Source organism: Pseudomonas sp. FYR_2 (assembly GCF_043106425.1).
Lineage (GTDB): Bacteria > Pseudomonadota > Gammaproteobacteria > Pseudomonadales > Pseudomonadaceae > Aquipseudomonas > Aquipseudomonas monteilii.
In genome coordinates this window covers 58530-73384 of record NZ_JBICMM010000037.1, presented here as the reverse complement: position 1 = coordinate 73384, position 14855 = coordinate 58530, and the positions used below count along the sequence as shown (strand labels likewise).

At 62.9% G+C, this 14855-nt stretch carries 12 protein-coding genes and 1 riboswitch; of the genes, 8 read left to right on the top strand and 4 right to left on the bottom strand.

Annotation, left to right across the window (positions count from 1 at the left end; genetic code table 11):
* Positions 1-27: 27 nt before the first annotated feature.
* Positions 28-1194 carry a 1-acyl-sn-glycerol-3-phosphate acyltransferase gene (locus ACF8R4_RS15170; protein WP_060500140.1) on the bottom strand — a complete coding sequence of 389 codons (1167 nt, stop codon included), beginning with the start codon at positions 1192-1194 and terminating at the stop codon, positions 28-30.
* A gap of 125 nt (positions 1195-1319) precedes the next feature.
* On the opposite strand from ACF8R4_RS15170, the gene ACF8R4_RS15165 reads away from it, so the two are divergent.
* The 4 genes from ACF8R4_RS15165 to ACF8R4_RS15150 all read left to right on the top strand — a co-directional run bounded on the left by ACF8R4_RS15165 (position 1320) and on the right by ACF8R4_RS15150 (position 3306).
* Positions 1320-1502: a CPXCG motif-containing cysteine-rich protein gene (locus ACF8R4_RS15165; protein ID WP_012270508.1), complete on the top strand. Its 183-nt coding sequence runs from the start codon at positions 1320-1322 to the stop codon at positions 1500-1502.
* The gene (locus tag ACF8R4_RS15160) at positions 1502-1762 is read left to right on the top strand and encodes a putative signal transducing protein (protein ID WP_060500141.1); all 261 of its coding nucleotides are present in this window, start codon (positions 1502-1504) and stop codon (positions 1760-1762) included. The genes ACF8R4_RS15165 and ACF8R4_RS15160 overlap by 1 nt, the downstream gene beginning before the upstream one ends.
* 15 nt (positions 1763-1777) lie before the next feature.
* Complete coding sequence (locus ACF8R4_RS15155) at positions 1778-2398, top strand: SOS response-associated peptidase (protein WP_060500142.1); 621 nt, start codon at positions 1778-1780, stop codon at positions 2396-2398.
* 89 nt (positions 2399-2487) lie between these two features.
* Positions 2488-3306, top strand: a complete 819-nt coding sequence (locus ACF8R4_RS15150; RefSeq protein ID WP_060500143.1) for a M48 family metallopeptidase — start codon at positions 2488-2490, stop codon at positions 3304-3306.
* A gap of 35 nt (positions 3307-3341) precedes the next feature.
* Here the strand turns inward: ACF8R4_RS15150 and ACF8R4_RS15145 are convergent, their stop codons facing one another.
* The 3 genes from ACF8R4_RS15145 to ACF8R4_RS15135 form a co-directional block, all read right to left on the bottom strand.
* Positions 3342-3926 (bottom strand): TMEM165/GDT1 family protein, encoded by a 585-nt coding sequence (locus ACF8R4_RS15145; RefSeq protein WP_060500144.1) that lies wholly within the window; start codon positions 3924-3926, stop codon positions 3342-3344.
* An 88-nt stretch (positions 3927-4014) separates the two neighbouring features.
* A riboswitch (yybP-ykoY riboswitch) is annotated at positions 4015-4154 on the bottom strand.
* A 40-nt stretch (positions 4155-4194) separates the two neighbouring features.
* On the bottom strand, positions 4195-5193 hold the full coding sequence (locus ACF8R4_RS15140) for a class I SAM-dependent methyltransferase (RefSeq protein ID WP_060500145.1): 999 nt from the start codon (positions 5191-5193) through the stop codon (positions 4195-4197).
* A gap of 53 nt (positions 5194-5246) precedes the next feature.
* On the bottom strand, positions 5247-6212 hold the full coding sequence (locus ACF8R4_RS15135; RefSeq protein ID WP_392492826.1) for a 2-hydroxyacid dehydrogenase: 966 nt from the start codon (positions 6210-6212) through the stop codon (positions 5247-5249).
* A 219-nt stretch (positions 6213-6431) separates the two neighbouring features.
* On the opposite strand from ACF8R4_RS15135, the gene ACF8R4_RS15130 reads away from it, so the two are divergent.
* From ACF8R4_RS15130 to ACF8R4_RS15115, 4 genes are all read left to right on the top strand, one after another.
* Positions 6432-8114, top strand: a complete 1683-nt coding sequence (locus ACF8R4_RS15130) for a fatty acid--CoA ligase (RefSeq protein WP_060500147.1) — start codon at positions 6432-6434, stop codon at positions 8112-8114.
* A 332-nt stretch (positions 8115-8446) separates the two neighbouring features.
* Positions 8447-10330 (top strand): DUF1302 domain-containing protein, encoded by a 1884-nt coding sequence (locus ACF8R4_RS15125; RefSeq protein ID WP_060500148.1) that lies wholly within the window; start codon positions 8447-8449, stop codon positions 10328-10330.
* 25 nt (positions 10331-10355) lie between these two features.
* Positions 10356-11720 carry a DUF1329 domain-containing protein gene (locus ACF8R4_RS15120; RefSeq protein ID WP_104833422.1) on the top strand — a complete coding sequence of 455 codons (1365 nt, stop codon included), beginning with the start codon at positions 10356-10358 and terminating at the stop codon, positions 11718-11720.
* 346 nt (positions 11721-12066) lie between these two features.
* On the top strand, positions 12067-14784 hold the full coding sequence (locus ACF8R4_RS15115; protein ID WP_392492824.1) for a LuxR C-terminal-related transcriptional regulator: 2718 nt from the start codon (positions 12067-12069) through the stop codon (positions 14782-14784).
* Positions 14785-14855: the final 71 nt, after the last annotated feature.

The following is a 14855-nucleotide window of genomic DNA, read 5'->3' as shown; positions in this document are numbered from 1 at the left end:
GGCCGCAAAGCAGCCCCCAGCAATCTATCAGGCGACCGGCGCTTGTTGCCTGACCTGGTACTGGTTACGCACCGGTGTCGCATACTGCACCACCAGGTATGGCCGTTGCTCTTCAGGGCAGGCATCCAGCCGGCGCTGCCATTCTTCCTTGGCCTTGGCCAGCTCATCAGCCGGGAACACTTTTTCGGCGCTTGGCACCTGCAGCGCTTCATCTTTGGCGTCCCACATCGCATATGCCAGGTAATGCACCGGGAATAGCCGGTAACCACCCAGGATCTGCCGGTCGATTTCCGCCGCCAGCTGCTTGGTGTCCTCGTGGTATTCGGTCACCGGTGGGGCGAAGTTGATGTGCACCCGGCCCTTGTAGCCGGTAATGCCCTTGGCGATGCTGTTGTCATCCTCGCCCGGCGCCTTCTTGTAGGTGCCGGTGGTGGCGCGGATGTAAAGCTCGCGGGCCTTGGCCTGGTCGCACGGGTCGTATTCGTAGCTGATCGACACGGGCGTCAGGTTAAGGCTCTGGATCACCGCGCCGAACGGCTCGTCCTTGCGGCTCATGTGGAACATCTTGAGGATCGCCGAGTCGGTGCGGTCGTCACCGTCCTTGGCCCGCCCTTCGGCCTGGGCGATCCAGATCGAGGTGGCATCGTTGCGGATCGAGTGGTTGATGTAGGCCGAGAGCAACTGGTAAGCCGCCAGCTTCTCGCGGCGGCCGCTGATCGAACGGTGCACGATGAAGCTTTTGTTCAGGCGCATCATGTCGCTGACAAAGGGCTTTTGCAGCAGGTTGTCACCAATGGCGATGCGCGGCGTGGGCAGGCCGGCGTGGTACACCGCATAGTTGACGAAGGCGGGGTCCATGACGATGTCACGGTGGTTGGCCAGGAACAGGTAGGCAGTGCCGGCCTTGAGCTGCTCCACGCCCGAATAGGTGACGCCGTCGGTAGCACGGTCGATAGTCTGGTCGACGTAGTACTCGACTTTGTCCTGCAAGGTGGACACGCAGGTAACGCCGGCGAATTCCTTGCGCAGGCGGCGGGCAATCAGCGGTTTGAGCAACCAGCCGAGAGCACCGGCCGCACGCGGGAAGCGGAAGTGGGTGAGGATATCGAGGAATGCCGGGTCGCTGAGCAGGCGTGCCAGAACGGCAGGGACCTCAGCGTCGTCGTACGGTCGGATGGCATCGAATTCGCCCATCATGCTCTCTTGTTGGAAACGGCTAGGGTAATAAGGTAGGGGCGGGCTCCGAAAAACGGCTCGGACACACACTGGCCCTGTAAATAGACCGGCAATTATACGCATAAGTCACCCCGGAGGCCGCGATGCTGGAAACTGCGATCTACGATTGCCCTTATTGTGGCGAAGAAGTCGAAACCACGGTGGACCTGTCCGGCGGCGATCAGGAGTACATCGAGGACTGCCAGGTATGCTGCAAGCCTATCCGCTTCGTGCTGCAGGTTCATGGCGAGGAGTGGATGCTGGATGTCTTCGGTGAGAACGACTGATGCGGCGGATCTATGAACCGGAAAACCTGCTCGAAGCCGAAATGCTGATCGGGATGCTGGCCAGTGAGGGTGTCGACGTGCAACTGGTGGGCCGTGACCTGATGGGCGGCGTGGGCGAGTTGCCGATGCAAGGCTTGCTGGGGCTTGCGGTAGCGGATGAGCAGGCCGAGTACGCACGGCAACTGATCGATGCGTACAATGATGCCCAGCCACTGGTTGGCGACGAACCGGAGAGTTTCCCCGGTACCTTGATCTGCTAGGTTCTGAATTCGCCCATGTGTGGACGTTACGCCCTGTTTCGCTGGCCCCAGGCGCTGGCCAGCCTGCCTGGTTTTCCTGAAGGCCAGCCGGCCCAATGGAACATTGCTCCCGGTGCCACGGTGCTGATCCAGCGCCAGCTCGACGGCCAGCTGCAACTGGCCAAGGCGCGCTGGGGGCTGACCCCGGCCTGGCTTACCGACCTGTCCCGCACCCCCGCCCATGCCCGCGCCGAAACGCTGGCCGAGCAACCCATGTTTCGCGAGGCGTTTCGCCAGCGCCGCTGCCTGATGCCGGCCAACGGCTTTTACGAGTGGCGTGGCAGCGTGCGTAAACGCCCGTACTGGTTGACCCCGGGGGAGGGTTCGTCGCTGTACTTTGCGGCGGTGTGGGAGGCCTATCCCGTGCAGGATCAGGTGTGGCTTAGCTGTGCGGTGGTGACCCAGGCGGCCATGAACCAGCGTCGACCGCTGATACTGGATGAGGCGGGGCAGGCGGCCTGGCTCGACCCGGATACGCCGGTTACCCGCTTGCACGAGTTGTTGGCCAGCCCTGCGGCACAGCTGCGCGAGCGGGCCCTGGCCAATTTCGTCAATGACCCGAAGCTGGATGCGCCGGAGTGCCTGACCCCAGCCTGATGCGCTGGTCGATAAAATCTTCCCTGCGGCTATGGCAGCCACAGGCGAGTCGGCCTAGGATACGCCGCATGTGGATAGGGAGTGTTTTCATGCGTAAGTCTTTTGTTGTCAGCCTGTTGAGTGCTGGCATCCTGCTGGCCGGCTGCCAGGCGGTGAACACCACCAGCGGCGGTGCTGTCGGCGTACAGCGCCAGCAGTACATGTTCAGCATGCTTTCGACCGATGAGGTCAACCAGATGTACGCCCAGTCGTACCAGCAGACCTTGGGCGAAGCATCGAGCAAGGGTGTGCTCGACAAGTCCAGCGCCGATGCCAAACGCGTGCAGGTCATCGCCAACCGCCTGATCGCCCAGGCGCCGAAGTTCCGCCCGGATGCCGCGCAGTGGAACTGGGAAGTCAACGTGATCAAGAGCGACGAGCTGAATGCCAACTGCGGCCCAGGCGGCAAGATCATTGTCTACACCGGGCTGATCGATCAGCTCAAGCTCACCGATGCTGAAATTGCCGCCGTGGTGGGGCATGAAATTGCCCACGCCCTGCGTGAGCACAGCCGTGAGGCGATGTCCAAGGCCTATGGCGTGCAAATGGCCCGCCAGGGTGCCGGTGCCCTCCTGGGCCTGGGCGAGGGCACCATGGCCATGGCCGATGCCGTGGTGAACTACTCCATGACCCTGCCCAACAGCCGGGCCAATGAAAACGAAGCCGACCTGATCGGCCTGGAACTGTCGGCCCGTGCGGGTTATGACCCGAATGCCGCGATCACCTTGTGGAACAAGATGAGCAAGGCTTCCGAAGGCGCACCGCCAGAGTTCATGAGCACTCACCCGGCTTCTGAAAGCCGTATCGCTTCGTTGCAGGCAGCGATTCCGAAAGTGATGCCGTTGTATCAGGCAGCGGCCAAGCAGTAAGGCTGCAAGGGGCCGCAGAGCGGCCCCTTCAGCATTTAGCCGATCCAGCCGCTGGCCTTCATCGCCGAATAGACGGCCACGATCGCCAGCACGAAGAACGCCGTGGCCGCCAGGCGACGAATCAGCGTCAGTGGCAGCTTGTCTGCCGCGAAGTTACCCGCCAGAACCACCGGCACGTTGGCAATCAGCATGCCCAGCGTGGTACCGATAATGACCATGATCAGGTGCGGATACTGCGCAGCCAGCATCACGGTTGCAACCTGGGTCTTGTCACCGATTTCGGCCAGGAAGAACGCGATCAGCGTGGTCAGGAACGGCCCGAAGCGACGTGCCGGGTTTTCCTCGTCATCCATCTTGTCCGGTACCAGTGTCCACAGCGCGGTGGCGGTAAAGCTCGCGGCCAGGATCCAGTGCAGGGCCGAGTCGCTGAAGAAACTGCCAAACCAGGCGCCCACGGCACCGGCCGCCGCATGGTTGGCCAGCGTGGCGGCGATGATGCCGGCGATGATTGGCCAAGGCTTGCGGAAGCGGGCAGCAAGAATGAGAGCGAGCAGTTGCGTCTTGTCGCCGATTTCGGCCAAGGCAACGATAGCGGTGGGGACCAACAGAGATTCCAGCATCAGGATTCCTACGGGGGCGGGTCGACACGGCTATGACACGTACAGCCTCCCCGCCCCGGGTAAGGTGTGCGTGTCATAGGTCTTGTCAAACCCTGGATCCGTCTACGCGGATCTCTCCATGCAGGCTGGCATGGTGGGTCGCACGCGCCATGGTCTGTGGACCAAGTATGTTGACGCGTACCGGGCGAGCAGTGCGCTCGCGGGAGACTACTCCCCTAGGACGGTGCGGATTCTGCCTAGGCAAAACGCTTTCGGCAAGTGCTGTTTTTTATCCGTGGGTTGCGCGGTAGATACGGAAGCCGTCGGCCTCGTCGCGTACCTGGCAGTTGCCCAGTGCCCCTTCGATCAGCGGTTGGTAGCGCAGGAAGCTGTTGGCGACCAAGCGCATTTCCCCACCTTTTCGCAGATGAACGGCAGATTTTTTCAGCAAGTTCTCCGAGGCCTGGTAATTGGTGTGCACCCCGGTATGGAACGGCGGGTTGCTCAGAATCAGGCTCAGATCGGCAGGTGCAGCATCAATGCCATCACCGCTGATCACCTCACCCTCCAGGCCGTTGGCAGCCAGCGTCAGGCGACTGGCTTCTACCGCGAAGGCGTCCACATCCAGCAGCGTTACCCGGCTTTGTGGATAACGGCGCTTGACCGTGGCGCCCAATATCCCTGCGCCGCAGCCGAAGTCCAGCACATGGCCGACTGGCAGACCGTCGAGGTGCTTGAGCAGCAGGGCAGTACCGCGGTCGAGGCGGCCGTGGCTGAATACGCCCGGCAGGCTGACCACCTGCAAAGGGCCGTCTTCCAGCGCCAGCTCGAAGTGCTCGGCCAGGCTTGCCAGTGGCTTGGCCTCGGGTGCCTGCTCGATGGTCACTTGCCATAGCTGGCAGTGGCGGGCGCTGTCCAGCTTGCGCGGTTTGCCAAAGGCCTGTAGCTGCTTGGCCGCGCCTTCGATGCCGCCGCGTTTTTCGCCGACCAGGTACAGCTCACGACCGGCCAGGCGCGATGCCAGGGCATTCAGCAGGTAGGCCGCCAGCTCACGGGACTTGGGCAGGAACAGCACGGCGCTGTCGAATGCCATTTCAGGCGGCTCGACCCCGAAATGGCTGCGGCCGGCGAAGCGGCTGTCGAGCATGGCCTGATCGCCGGCGTGCCAAGTCCAGGCCTTGGCCTGAGGCAATTGGGCGAGCAGGCCGTCGGCGGGGGCGCCAGCGATCAGCAGCGGCCCCTGGAACAGCTCTGCCTGGCGGAGCAACACTTCACTGCGCGGGTCCATGGACGACGCCTCCTGGAAAAAGTGGCGCAGTGTAGCAGAGGCGGGCGCCGGGCTCAGCTGACCACGCGGCGTGGCTGCCCGGCGAAGAAGGCCTGGGCGTTCTCGCTGAGCTGGCCGACGATACGCTGGCGCGACTCTACCGCACCCCAGGCGCTGTGCGGGGTGATGATCAGGCGCGGGATGCCCGGTTCGAGCAGCGGATTGCCGTTGACCGGCGGCTCCACACTCAACACATCGGTGGCCGCGCCGCCCAAGTGGCCTTGGCGCAGGGCGTCGGCCAACGCCTGTTCGTCGATCAGGCCGCCACGGGCAGTGTTGACCACCAGCGCACTGGGCTTGAGCAGGGCCAGTTCGCGGGCACCGAGCATATGCCGGGTGTGCTCGTTCAGTGGGCAATGCAGCGTCAAGGCGTCCACTTGCGGCAGTAGTTCGTCCAGTGGCAGCCGGTCGTCACGTTCCGGGCGGCCGGGAATCTGCCCGCTCAGTACCCGCATGCCAAAGGCCTCGGCCAGCCGCGCCACCGCGCCGCCGAGCTCGCCGTGACCGAGCAGGCCGAGGGTTTTGCCCTCCAGCTCGATGATGGGGAAGTCCAGCAGGCAGAACTGGCTGGCCTTGGCCCATTGGCCGTCGGCTACTGCCTGGTTGTAGTCGCACAGTCGGGTGGCCAGGGCCAGCAGCAGGGCGAGGGTGTGCTGTGCGACGGACGGTGTGCCGTAACCCTGGCAGTTGCAGACGGTGATGCCTTGGGCGCGCGCCGCTGCCAGGTCGACATTGTTGGTGCCGGTGGCGGCCACAAGGATCAGCTTCAGTTGCAGGTTTGCGGCCAGGGTCGCAGCGTCGAGCATTACCTTGTTGCTGACCACCGCCACCGCGCCTTGCAGGCGCTCTGCCACTTGGTCGGGACGGGTGGCGGCGAACAGCTCGAATTCATCGAACTGCTGCTTCAGGGGCGAAAGGTCGAGGTCGCCAAGGTCCAGGGAGTGGTGATCAAGAAACACGGCGCGACGCGGGCTGGGCATGGGGGGCTCCGGTGGCTGGGCGGGATATTGGTGTTATGGCCATTCGCGGGCACGCCCGCGTCTACAGGCGCAGTGTCTAGCCCGGGGTTACCGCCCGTCAACGCCTGCCACTCATACCTTTGGCTCGCAAATCATTCCTTCGGCTGATTTAGCCGTCACATTGCGGCACTACAGTAGTTGTCAGACTTGTCCGGCTCGCTTTTCAGAAAAGGGATACCCATGTTGCAGACCCGCATCATCAAGCCCGCCGAGGGCGCCTACGCCTACCCACTGCTGATCAAGCGCCTGCTGATGTCTGGCAGCCGCTATGAAAAGACCCGTGAAATCGTCTATCGCGACCAGTTGCGGCTGACGTATCCACAGCTCAACGAACGTATCGCACGCCTGGCCAATGTGCTGACCGAGGCCGGAGTAAAGGCCGGTGACACCGTGGCGGTGATGGACTGGGACAGCCACCGCTACCTGGAATGCATGTTCGCCATCCCGATGATCGGCGCCGTGGTGCACACCATCAACGTGCGCCTGTCGCCCGAGCAGATCCTCTACACCATGAACCACGCCGAAGACCGCGTGGTGCTGGTCAACAGCGATTTCGTCGGCCTCTACCAGGGTATTGCCGGGCAGCTGACCACCGTCGACAAGACCCTGCTGCTGACCGATGGCCCGGACAAGACCGCCGAGCTACCCAACCTGGTGGGCGAATACGAGCAATTGCTGGCCGCTGCCAGCCCGCACTACGATTTCCCCGACTTCGACGAAAATTCGGTGGCCACCACCTTCTACACCACCGGCACCACCGGCAACCCCAAGGGCGTGTATTTCACCCACCGGCAACTGGTGCTGCATACGCTGGCCGAGGCTTCGGTCACCGGCAGTATCGACAGCGTGCGCCTGCTGGGCAGCAACGACGTGTACATGCCCATTACCCCGATGTTCCATGTGCATGCCTGGGGCATTCCCTACGCCGCCACCATGCTCGGTATGAAGCAGGTGTACCCCGGGCGCTACGAGCCAGACATGCTGGTCAAGCTGTGGCGCGAGGAGAAGGTCACCTTCTCTCATTGCGTACCGACCATTCTGCAGATGCTGCTCAACTGCCCGACCTCGCAGGGCCAGGACTTCGGCGGCTGGAAGATCATCATCGGCGGCAGCGCGCTCAACCGTTCGCTCTACCAGGCAGCCCTGGCCCGGGGTATCCAGCTAACCGCAGCGTACGGCATGTCCGAGACCTGCCCGCTGATATCCGCCGCGCACCTTAACGACGAGTTGCAGGCTGGCAGTGAAGACGAGCGCATCACCTACCGCATCAAGGCCGGCGTGCCGGTGCCACTGGTCGAAGCGGCGATTGTCGATGGCGACGGCAACTTCCTTCCTTCCGATGGCGAGACCCAGGGCGAGTTGGTGCTGCGTGCGCCGTGGCTGACCATGGGGTATTTCAAGGAGCCGGAAAAGAGCGAGGAGCTGTGGCAGGGCGGCTGGCTCCACACCGGTGACGTCGCCACCCTCGACGGCATGGGCTACATCGACATCCGTGACCGTATCAAGGATGTGATCAAGACCGGTGGCGAGTGGATTTCCTCGCTCGATCTGGAAGACCTGATCAGCCGCCACCCGGCCGTACGTGAAGTGGCGGTGGTCGGGGTGGCCGACCCGCAGTGGGGCGAGCGGCCGTTTGCCCTGCTGGTGGTGCGCGACGGCCAGGCCATCGATGCCAAGGCGCTCAAGGAACACCTCAAGCCGTTCGTCGAGCAAGGGCACATCAACAAGTGGGCGATCCCTAGCCAGATCGCCGTTGTTACTGAAGTTCCCAAGACCAGTGTCGGCAAGCTCGACAAGAAACGCATCCGCCAGGACATCGTCCAGTGGCAAGCCAGCAACAGCGCTTTCCTGTCCACGCTGTAACCGCCGTGCGGGTCGCGAACGCCAGAACGCGACCCGCACGCTAGAGGCCTTCACGCCTTGCCAAACGGCTGAAATGCGCCATCCTTTAGCACTGCCAGCCCGCAACCGGGACAACAATGCAGCGAGTTGGCGGCATGGAGCGCAAATCACACTTTAGAGGGATCAAGCGCCTGTGCCTTGCTGGCTATAGTCGGGGCCAGGGGATTTTCAGGAATGGGGGAGGGCGACACGCGCAAGCCGTGTCGTCGCAGGTGCAAACCTGCAAACCGGTCGCTCGGGCCGTTCTTGAAAGGACTCACTGCCATAACAAAAAAGTACATGGAGTAGCGTCGATGAAATCTGCAAACCTGTTCTGGCGCCGGGCCAAGTTGCCCTTGGCCGTCAGCCTTGCTTCCACGCTCGCAAGTCCTGCTTTCGCTGTCAGCTTCAACATTGGTGAAATCGAAGGCCAGTTCGACTCCTCGCTCTCCATCGGCGCCAGCTGGTCGACGGCCAACCCCAACAAGAACCTGATCGGTGTCAACAACGGCGGCAAGGGCCTGTCGCAGACCTCCGACGATGGCCACCTGAACTTCAAGAAGGGCGAAACCTTCTCGAAGATCTTCAAGGGCATCCATGACCTGGAGCTCAAGTACGGCGATACCGGTGTGTTCGTGCGCGGCAAGTACTGGTACGACTTCGAACTGAAGGACGAAAGCCGTGAGTTCAAGGACATCAGCGACTCTAACCGCAAGGAGGGCGCCAAGTCGTCTGGCGCCGAACTGCTCGATGCCTTTGTCTACCACAACTACTCCATCGGCGATCAGCCAGGCTCGGTGCGCCTGGGCAAGCAGGTGGTGAGCTGGGGTGAAAGTACCTTCATCGGCGGCGGTATCAACTCGATCAACCCCATCGACGTATCGGCATTTCGCCGTCCGGGGGCCGAAATCAAGGAAGGCCTGATTCCGGTCAACATGTTCTATGTGTCGCAAAGCCTGACCGACAACCTGTCGGCCGAGGCCTTCTACCAGATCGAATGGGACCAGACGGTTGTCGACAACTGCGGCACCTTCTTCTCGCAGCCGGACATCATTGCCGACGGCTGTACCGACAACCTGCGTGTGCTGAGCAGTAGCCGAACCCTCAACGCACTGCCCGCAATCGCCAGGGGCGTGCTTGCCGCCAACAATGTCAACTACAACGAAGAGGGGGTGCTGGTAAGGCGTGGTGCTGATCGTGATGCCCGCGACAGTGGCCAGTTCGGTGTGGCTTTCCGCTATATGTTCGAGCCGCTGGATACCGAGTTTGGTGCGTACTTCATGAACTACCACAGTCGCGCGCCGATCTTCAGTGCGACCGGTGCTTCCCCGGCCGCATTCGCGTTTGCCAACAGCCTCACGCCGACAGCGCTTTCGGGGCTTCGCCCCTTGCTCATTGCGGGGAACTCTCAGTACTTCGTCGAGTATCCTGAGGATATTCGCCTGTACGGCTTGAGCTTCTCCACAACTCTGCCAACCGGTACTGCCTGGAGTGGTGAACTTAGCTACCGCCCCAATGCGCCGGTGCAGCTGAACTCTACCGATATCCTCTTTGCTGGCGTTACGCCCCTGACTGGTTTCGGCAATGCCTCCGTGCTTCAAGGTACGCCGGGGCAGGACCTGCATGGTTACAAGCGCAAGGAGATCACGCAGTTCCAGACTACCTTTACCCACTTCTTCGACCAGGTCATGGGCGCCAGCCGGCTCACCGTGGTGGGCGAAGTTGGTGTTACCCATGTAGGCGGCTTGGAGAGCACCAGCAAGGCACGCTATGGTCGTGACCCGGTCTACGGTCCTGGCGAACTGCCCGGTGGCATGTGTACGGTGCTCAACGGCTCCACTATCAATGGCTCCGGCCTGGGAAGCTCTACCGCCAACCTGTCGCGCAACTGCAACAGCGATGGTTTCACCACCAGCACCTCCTGGGGCTACCGCGCCCGCGCTATCTGGGACTACAACGACGTATTCGCCGGGGTCAACCTCAAGCCGAGCGTGGCCTGGTCCCATGATGTCTCCGGCTACTCGCCAGGCCCTGGCGGTAACTTCGAGGAGGGCCGCAAGGCGGTCAGCCTGGGCCTGGACGCCGAGTACCAGAACACCTACACGGCGAGCCTGTCGTACACCAACTTCTTTGACGGCAAGTACACCACCGTGGATGACCGCGACTTCGTCGCCCTCAGCTTCGGCGTGAACTTCTAAGCACACAGATCCAGGACGACACGACATGAACAAGACCAGAAGTCTGCTGCAAGCCGGTGTACTGGGCCTGTCCCTGCTGGCGACCAGCGTGATGGCTGCGGTATCCGCCGACGAGGCGGCCAAGCTGGGCAGTACCCTGACCCCGATGGGCGCCGAAAAGGCCGGTAACGCCGATGGCTCGATCGGCCCTTGGGAGCCGTTGTCCAAGAGCGCAGGCAGTGTCGACGGCAAGGGCTTCCTGTCCGATCCATATGGCAGCGAGAAGCCGCTGTTCACCATCACCGCGCAGAACGCCGAGCAGTACAAAGACAAGCTTTCGCCAGGCCAACTGGCCATGCTCAAGCGCTACCCGGACACCTTCAAGATCCCAGTATTCAAAACCCATCGCGGCTCGACCGTCCCGGCTGATGTGTTTGCGGCCATCAAGGAAAACGCCACCAAGACCACTTTGGTGGAAGGCGGCAACGGCCTGAACAACTTCCGCACGGCCGTGCCGTTCCCGATTCCCCAAAGCGGCCTGGAGGTGATCTGGAACCACATTACCCGCTACCGCGGTGGCAGCGTCAGCCGCCTGGTGACCCAGGCCACGCCACAGCAGAACGGCTCGTTCAACCCGGTGTACTTCTCCGACCAGTTCGTCTTCCGCGACAAGATGAAGGATTACGACCCGAACAACCCGGGCAACATCCTGTTCTACTTCAAGCAGGAAGTGACCGCTCCTGCGCGCCTGGCCGGTACCGTGCTGCTGGTGCACGAAACCCTCGATCAGGTGAAGGAACCGCGTAAGGCGTGGATCTACAACGCCGGCCAGCGCCGTGTGCGCCAGGCGCCGCAGGTGTCGTATGACGGCCCGGGTACCGCTGCCGATGGCTTGCGTACCTCCGACAACCTGGACATGTTCAACGGTGCGCCAGACCGCTACGACTGGAAGCTGGAAGGCAAGAAAGAGCTGTACATCGCCTCCAACGCCTTCAAGCTGGACGACCCCAAGCTGAAGTACACCGATATCATCAAGGCCGGGCACATCAACCAGGACCTTGCCCGCTACGAGCTGCGCCGCGTGTGGCATGTGGTCGCGACCCTGAAGCCAGGCCAGCGCCACATCTATGCCAAGCGTGACTTCTACATCGACGAAGACACCTGGCAGGCTGCGGTGATCGACCAGTACGACGGTCGCAACCAGTTGTGGCGCGTTTCCGAAGCTCATTCCCAGCCGTATTACAACAATGAGGTACCGTGGTACACCCTGGAGACCATCTACGACCTGCAATCGGGGCGCTACCTGGCCCTAGGCATGAAGAACGAAGAAAAGCGTGCCTACGACTTTGGCTTCAGTGCCAGCAAGGCTGACTTCCAGCCAGCAGCGCTGCGGCAGTCGGGTATTCGGTAACCTGAGAGACTCCGTGTGATCCCCAGAACGCCCCGGCTTGCCGGGGCGTTTCCATTTCATGCCCCGGCCTCTTCGCGGGCACGCCCGCTCCCACAGGATTGCGCCGTAGCCGAAACCAGCACAAGATTTGTGGGAGCGGGCGTGCCCGCGAAGAGGCCCGAACAGGCAATAAATCTGCTGAATACCCACCCAAACCCCCGCCCCAGCACTTGTCCATCAGCCTTGTCGCTTTTTGTCGCAGTCTTTCCCGGGGCAAATGCGCCCATCATCTTCAAATGCGCTGCGTTACCGGCTAGTCTCGCAAGCATCCATATCGCCGTAGTCTTCCAACCAGAACGAGCCGGCCATGACAGACCTGTCCCGTACGCATGGATTCGCCAGTCAGGCCCTGGGCCTGCTGGACGGGCGTTTCTTTCGGCCCCCCCTGCCGGAGGGGCATGTGCCGCGTCCGCGCCTGTGCCAGCGTCTGTACACCGGCCTCGGCGGTCGCCTGCTGCTGGTCAACGCCCCGGCGGGTTTCGGCAAAAGCTCCCTGGCCATCGAGTTTTGCGAGGCACTGCCCGAACACTGGCGCAGCCTATGGCTTGGCCTGAGCCAGCGAGATGCAGACCCAGGCCGCTTCCTTGAGCGCCTGCTCGAAGGGCTGCAGCAATACTGCCCGGCCTTGGGTGGCCAGGCCATGGGCTTGCTGAAAATGCGCCAGCGCCATCAGCCGTTCGCCTTCGAAGAGTGGCTTGACGGCCTGCTCGACGAGCTGGCGTTGTACCTGCAAGCGGATACACCTTTGCTGCTTGTTCTGGATGATTATCACCTGGCCCAAGGGCCTGTACTTGACCGTTGCCTGCAGTTCTTCCTCAACCACCTGCCGGCCGGCCTGGTGTTGCTGGTTACCAGTCGCCAGCGCCCGGACTGGCACCTGGCGCGCCTGCGGCTGTCGCGTCAGCTTGTCGAGCTGAACGAACAGGATTTGCGCCTTACCGCCGAAGAGTCGCTGGCGGTAATCGGTCGCCAGCCCACGGGCTTGCGTGGCCAGGCCCTGGACAACCTTATCCAGCGCAGTGATGGCTGGGTGGCCGGGTTGCGTTTCTGGCAACTGGCGGCCAGCGACAGCGCCGACGAGCAGGCCTTGCCCCAGGCGCTGCATGGTGGCGAAGGGCTGATTCGCGACTACCTGCTCGAAGAAGTCATCGATATGCTGCCCGCCGATGTGCAGGCTTTCCTGTACGAAACCGCGTGCCAGGAGCGCTTCTGCGCCCAACTTTGCGATGCTGTGCGGGGCCGCCACGACAGCGCCGAGATCCTGCGTTTCCTGCAGGCGCACCAGGTGTTTCTGGTGCCGCTGGACGAGCACGGCCACTGGTTCCGTTATCACCACTTGTTCTCCGACTTGCTGCGCAGTCGCCAGGCCAACGAACCGCTGGCCGGCTTGCACTTGCGGGCGAGCCGTTGGTTCGAAGCCCAGGGCCTGCTGGACGAGGCGGTGGAGCAAGCCTTGCGTGCCGGCCACCTTGATGTGGCCGCCGACCTGGTGCAGAGCCTGTCCGAGGAGCAACTGCTGGCCGAACAGAACGTCGGCATGTTGCTGCGCTGGAAGATGGACTTGCCCGACAGCCTGCTGATCAGCACGCCAAGGCTGATCGTGCTGTACAGCTGGGCGTTGGGCCTGGCTTGCCAACTGGACGCGGCCGAGGAGCTTGCCGGCTACCTCAGCCGCTTCCTGCCCGCACCTTCGGCGACCGCGCAAAAGTCGATGCTGGCCCAGTGGCTGGCGCTGAGTAGGGTGATTGCCCGAGGCCGTGGTGACCGCGAGCGCACGTTGGCCTATTGCAGCGAAGCGCTGCAGAGCCTGCCAAGCAAGCGCTATGGCCAGCGCCTGGTGTGCCTCTCGATGCTGTCCAACCTGGCCATCGCCGATGGTGATTTCTGGCGGGCCCGCGGCTGGAACCGGGAAGCCCTGGAGCTGGCCCAGCGAGTCGGCAACCCGTTGTTCGAGGCGTTGGCCCATTACGACCGGGCGCGTGTACTGCACGCCCGTGGCGAAGTATTGCGGGCGCTGTACGAAGTGCGCCAAGGGCTGCAACGCCTGCAAGGGCTTTCGGCACAGCGGCTGTATGCCGTGCGCGCACGCCTGACGCTTTACGAAGGCTATCTGTTGGTTTCGCGCCTGCAGCCTGCCCAGGGCCGTGCGCGGTTGCGCGCGGGGCTGGGCGAGGCACGGGCCTGCCGGGATATCAGTGTGCTCATCGGCCATTGCGTGATCGCCACGCTCGATGGGCGGGAAGGGCACTTTGCCGAGGCCTTTGCCGAACTGGCCGAGGCTGAGCGCCTGATGCATATCTGGGACGTGCCCCCGGTTTACTACCTGGCCATGATTACCCTGGTCAAATGCGAACTCTGGCTGGCCCAGGGGCGCACCGACCTGGCCGAGTCGTGGCTGCTGCGCCTGGGCCAGACCTACGGCGGTGAGCAGCCAGCGGCAGCACCGGAGTTCCACCCACTGCTGCCGTTGCACATTGCGCTGCAGCAGGCGCTGCTCGAGCGTATCCAGTTACGTGGCGACGACGCCGTGCAACGCCTGGCCAGCCTGGTCGAGCGCGGGCAGGCCAGTGGCGGCATGATGCTCACCGTCAGCGCCCTGTGCCAATGGCTCTCCCTGCTGATGGACGAAGGCCGCGAAGGGCAGGCCGCGCAGTTGCTGCCAGGCTTGCTTGAGGCCGCCCGTGGCGGCGTGCTGCAACCGTTCCAGCCACTGCTGGAAAAACACCCGCAATGGCTTCACGAGCAACTGCAGGCAGGTGCCGCGTGCCCGGTTCAGGCCGAACTGCTCAAGCGCCTGCCACCGCTGCCAAGCGCCAGCACGGGCAGCGGCGAGACGTTGAGTGGCCGTGAGCTGGCTGTGCTCGAACTGATCGCTCAGGGGTGCTCCAATCAGCAGATCAGCGAGCGGCTGTTCATTTCCCTGCACACGGTCAAGACCCACGCCAGCCACATCAACAGTAAGCTGGGCGTCGAGCGGCGTACGCAGGCGGTGGCCAAGGCCAAATCCCTGGGGTTGCTGGCATGATGCTGGCCCTGCCGGTCGTTGCCCGCTAAAGTGATGGCCTGAGGCCATGGTTTGTGGCCGCCAATGCGCTA

What these genes read in the sequence shown, in the direction of transcription:
- ACF8R4_RS15140 (WP_060500145.1), bottom strand. Translation starts at nt 5,193, where the DNA reads ATGGACCCGCGCAGTGAAGTGTTGCTCCGCCAGGCAGAGCTGTTCCAG.
- ACF8R4_RS15125 (WP_060500148.1), top strand. Translation starts at nt 8,447, where the DNA reads ATGAAATCTGCAAACCTGTTCTGGCGCCGGGCCAAGTTGCCCTTGGCC.
- ACF8R4_RS15135 (WP_392492826.1), bottom strand. Translation starts at nt 6,212, where the DNA reads ATGCCCAGCCCGCGTCGCGCCGTGTTTCTTGATCACCACTCCCTGGAC.
- ACF8R4_RS15155 (WP_060500142.1), top strand. Translation starts at nt 1,778, where the DNA reads ATGTGTGGACGTTACGCCCTGTTTCGCTGGCCCCAGGCGCTGGCCAGC.
- ACF8R4_RS15160 (WP_060500141.1), top strand. Translation starts at nt 1,502, where the DNA reads ATGCGGCGGATCTATGAACCGGAAAACCTGCTCGAAGCCGAAATGCTG.
- ACF8R4_RS15115 (WP_392492824.1), top strand. Translation starts at nt 12,067, where the DNA reads ATGACAGACCTGTCCCGTACGCATGGATTCGCCAGTCAGGCCCTGGGC.
- ACF8R4_RS15130 (WP_060500147.1), top strand. Translation starts at nt 6,432, where the DNA reads ATGTTGCAGACCCGCATCATCAAGCCCGCCGAGGGCGCCTACGCCTAC.
- ACF8R4_RS15145 (WP_060500144.1), bottom strand. Translation starts at nt 3,926, where the DNA reads ATGCTGGAATCTCTGTTGGTCCCCACCGCTATCGTTGCCTTGGCCGAA.
- ACF8R4_RS15170 (WP_060500140.1), bottom strand. Translation starts at nt 1,194, where the DNA reads ATGGGCGAATTCGATGCCATCCGACCGTACGACGACGCTGAGGTCCCT.
- ACF8R4_RS15120 (WP_104833422.1), top strand. Translation starts at nt 10,356, where the DNA reads ATGAACAAGACCAGAAGTCTGCTGCAAGCCGGTGTACTGGGCCTGTCC.
- ACF8R4_RS15165 (WP_012270508.1), top strand. Translation starts at nt 1,320, where the DNA reads ATGCTGGAAACTGCGATCTACGATTGCCCTTATTGTGGCGAAGAAGTC.
- ACF8R4_RS15150 (WP_060500143.1), top strand. Translation starts at nt 2,488, where the DNA reads ATGCGTAAGTCTTTTGTTGTCAGCCTGTTGAGTGCTGGCATCCTGCTG.